Origin of the sequence: Bacillus sp. AFS001701 (assembly GCF_002559405.1) — a bacterium.
GTDB lineage: Bacteria > Bacillota > Bacilli > Bacillales > Bacillaceae_G > Gottfriedia.
On record NZ_NTZO01000392.1, the window covers coordinates 1 to 3,504 of the forward strand.

The following is a 3,504-nucleotide window of genomic DNA, read 5'->3' on the forward strand; positions in this document are numbered from 1 at the left end:
TACGTACCTCTTTTCGGTTTTGAAAATAAACATTTTTATTATTTTCTAATAAGGTTTGGACGGCAAAAAATTGCTCCTTTGTTATGATAGCCTCATGTGCATTTTCAATAAAAACCTCATCAATAATTTTATTATGAATACGTCTTTTAGCTTGTATGGCTCCATAATAGACAGGATTCGTACGTAATTGGCTAATATGTGATGTAGTAAGGATTTTACCTTGTCTACTCCTCCAATTTAACCTATTTAATTGCCGTGCTATTTCATTTACCGAAACTCGTTCTAACGACTTATCGAAAATTAGGCGAATGATCTTCGCTTCCTCTTCAATAATTTCTAATTTTTTTTCTGAATTTTTACGATATCCAAGTGGGGTCTTATTACTCATTACCCATTTTCCTTGCTCCGCTGCTGCTAATCTACCTCTTGATAACCGCTTCTTTATCTGCTTATATTCAAAATTAGCCAATACTGCTTGAAATGAAAATAACATTTCATTTGTTTCCTGGGATAAATCTATTTTACCTTGTGGGGTTAATATTTTAATATCATTTAAGATTAATACTTGCTTTATTTGTTCCGCATGTGCATTATCACGCGAAAGACGATCTATATCCATAATAATTAAAAAATCAAATTCATGTATTTTCTTAAGCAATAAATTCAATTGTTCACGATCCGTATTGACACCACTCGAAATTTCCTGAAAAATGATATATTTTAAATTATGCTGATTGGCAAGCTTAATCAAAGCATTTTTATGATTAAGAAGAACTTCATCTACATCTTTTTGCTCTTCATTTCTTGAGAGTCTGAGATAGATAGCAGCTAACATGTAATCACCTTAGCATTATGCATTTTACGTAAGTGATGAAATCCCAATAAAAATAGAAAGTTTATATTTGTTATCTTACCGACAGTACCATATAACGTAATCACGACAATATCATTTACGTTATATTTTGGTTGTTTTTTCTTTGTCATACTTCTTACCTCCTTCTCCATACGTCGTGACTAATTCGTTTTTACTGTATACTATGCAACCAATAGATAATTGTCTGTCATTTTCAAAGTAAATAAAAAAAGGGATTAGCCTATTTTATAGGTAAGAAATTAATAGCTAGTTTCAGAAATGGTAGAATCAATAAATTAATGGGATATTTTGCAATAAAAAAAAGATGCAACTTAGTAAACTAAGTCCCATCTTATTGATCTTCTAAATATAAGTTCCATGCTTCATCAAAAACGCTCATCGATTGATGGAAAGTTCCATCAAATTCTAAATACGAGCTAATTTCATCATAGTTTGAAGAATGTTTTGGAAATGAGTGATCATTAAAAAGATGATCTGCCAATATTCCAATTTCATTAGGAATTTTATAGTTTCTATGCTTCATCATATAGTGGTAAAATGACTTTCTCATGATTCTCCCTCAGTTTTATTATTTATTTTGTCTCTTTTTCTAAAAATATTGTTACTTTTTGAATACGCTTTATACAATAACAGAGTTATTTTATATTTTAAAAATACTCGTTCTATGACGAGAAGTCAAAATAATTTCTTTTTAATAATCTCGGCTGCTTCATTAATTCATCAAATGTGACTGAAACCGGAAGTAATTTTGTTGAAATGAGAAATAACTGATCTTCTATTGATTTGACCATATCTTCCTTTTGATAGGTAAATTTACACTGATCACAATGAAATGATGGTACTCCTGTAATTGTGATTGCTCGGGAACCATCCGGTAATTCCCAATGTACAACTGCTTTAGTTTCCTGTACATTCTCCTCACCGCACCAATCACATTTTAAAGTATTATTCATCTTTCTTTACACTTCCATCCATTTTTTGAATTTGTGATTGAAACTTTTTCTCTTTTAGTTCATCCCTTTTTTCTCGTTTATTTTTTAATGAACTATGAGTTGGATCTGTTTGATATTGTTCTCTCTTTTTCATTCTTTCTAAATCTGAAGGAATAAGACTTTGCACCTGATCATTCATGATACTAGCAATACCAACCTTAGCTGCCTTATTTAAATAATCAGGGTAAACTAGTGAAAAATAATCTTCTGCTGTATCCTCTTTATAATTTTCAGGCTCTGGATAGGATGTGATGACACCCTCAAAATTCCTTAGTACGGTTTTTTTACTGCTTTGAGAGACGAGATAGTTTGGTTGAAGTGAGATTTTACCTCCTCCTCCTGGTGCATCTACTACAAAAGTAGGTACAGCATAACCAGATGTATGCCCGCGTAACCCCTCAATAATCTCCAACCCTTTTGCAACTGGTGCTCTAAAATGACCAATTCCTTCTGATAAATCACATTGATAAATATAATATGGTCTGACTCTTATTTTTACTAAATCATGCATTAACTTTTTCATAATCGGTACGCTGTCATTAATACCTGTTAAAATAACGGATTGGTTCCCAACTGGAACGCCAGCATTTGCAAGCATTTCACATGCTTTTTTTGCTTCTTCGGTTACTTCGATGCTCGTATTGAAATGTGTGTTTAACCATACAGGATGGTATTTTTTTAATATTTCACATAAGTTTTCAGTAATTCTTTGTGGGAAAACTACGGGGGCTCTAGTGCCAATTCTAATAATTTCCACATGATCAATTGCTCTTAAATTTTTTAAAATATATTCCAAAATATTGTCATTTATTAATAAACCGTCTCCACCTGAAATAAGTACATCTCTTACTTCTTCATTATCACGTATATAGGCGATCGCTTCATCTAATTGTTTTTTCGGTACTCCCATACCAATTTGACCTGAAAATCGACGTCTTGTACAGTAGCGACAATACATTGAACATTGATTTGTAACTAAAAAAAGCACTCGATCTGGATATCGATGAGTTAATCCAGGAACTGGACTATCATCATCCTCTCCTAGTGGATCTTCCGAATCATATTTTGTTTTATTTAATTCTTTACTAATTGGTACAGATTGCATTCTAATGGGACAGCGTGGATCAGTTGGATTCATTAATGAAGCATAGTAAGGCGTAATATTTAAAGGAATTGTTTTAGTTGATATTCTTACCCCTTCTTCTTCATCCTTCGTTAAATCAATCACTTGTTTCAAGTCATCTAATGTTCTGACTGTATTCGTTAATTGCCATAACCAATCGTTCCATTGTTCATCCGTAACATCTTTCCATAGTGGAATATCTTTCCAATATCTTTGAGGTTTATAAAGCTGATTTTTCATTTATGGTCCTCCTTGTTTAATAGGACAATTTAAATTTACTAAATTAAGTAAAGGTTTCTAGTTATATACCTACTTCTTTATATGCACTTAATAAAAAGTTGGTGAAAAGAGTAAAGCTTAAAAACAGTATGAATTCTGTGTAAAATGAAATAAACCGACTAACTAATCGTTAGTCGGTATCTGTGGCTGACGCTCAATAGTTTTTAGAAAGTTACAAAAGACGCACCGATGATAATTAATAAAATAAACAATACAACGATTAACGCAAATCCTCC

6 protein-coding genes are annotated in these 3,504 nt (G+C 31.9%); all 6 read right to left on the bottom strand.

Going from position 1 to position 3,504, the window contains the following annotated elements; genetic code table 11:
* A partial coding sequence (locus tag CN514_RS19935; RefSeq protein ID WP_141529437.1) for a recombinase family protein occupies window positions 1-835 on the bottom strand: 835 nt, incomplete at its 3' end.
* Complete coding sequence (locus tag CN514_RS25865) at window positions 829-984, bottom strand: hypothetical protein (RefSeq protein ID WP_176525991.1); 156 nt, start codon at window positions 982-984, stop codon at window positions 829-831. The genes CN514_RS25865 and CN514_RS19935, both read right to left, overlap by 7 nt.
* Window positions 985-1,205: 221 nt before the next feature.
* Window positions 1,206-1,424, bottom strand: coding sequence for a YozE family protein (locus CN514_RS19940; protein ID WP_098234085.1), 219 nt, complete (start codon window positions 1,422-1,424; stop codon window positions 1,206-1,208).
* Window positions 1,425-1,536: 112 nt separating this feature from the next.
* A complete protein-coding gene (locus CN514_RS19945; protein ID WP_098234086.1) occupies window positions 1,537-1,827 on the bottom strand; it encodes a YokU family protein in 291 nt (96 codons plus the stop codon).
* Window positions 1,820-3,229, bottom strand: coding sequence for a lysine 2,3-aminomutase (kamA, locus tag CN514_RS19950; RefSeq protein WP_098234087.1), 1,410 nt, complete (start codon window positions 3,227-3,229; stop codon window positions 1,820-1,822). The genes CN514_RS19945 and kamA overlap by 8 nt, the downstream gene beginning before the upstream one ends.
* A gap of 203 nt (window positions 3,230-3,432) precedes the next feature.
* On the bottom strand, window positions 3,433-3,504 hold a 72-nt coding region (locus CN514_RS19955), incomplete at its 5' end, for a YjcZ family sporulation protein (RefSeq protein ID WP_098234088.1).

Bases quoted from the DNA above. Each gene is read 5' to 3' on its own strand.
- CN514_RS25865 (WP_176525991.1), bottom strand. From the start codon at position 984: ATGACAAAGAAAAAACAACCAAAATATAACGTAAATGATATTGTCGTG.
- CN514_RS19940 (WP_098234085.1), bottom strand. From the start codon at position 1,424: ATGAGAAAGTCATTTTACCACTATATGATGAAGCATAGAAACTATAAA.
- CN514_RS19945 (WP_098234086.1), bottom strand. From the start codon at position 1,827: ATGAATAATACTTTAAAATGTGATTGGTGCGGTGAGGAGAATGTACAG.
- kamA (WP_098234087.1), bottom strand. From the start codon at position 3,229: ATGAAAAATCAGCTTTATAAACCTCAAAGATATTGGAAAGATATTCCA.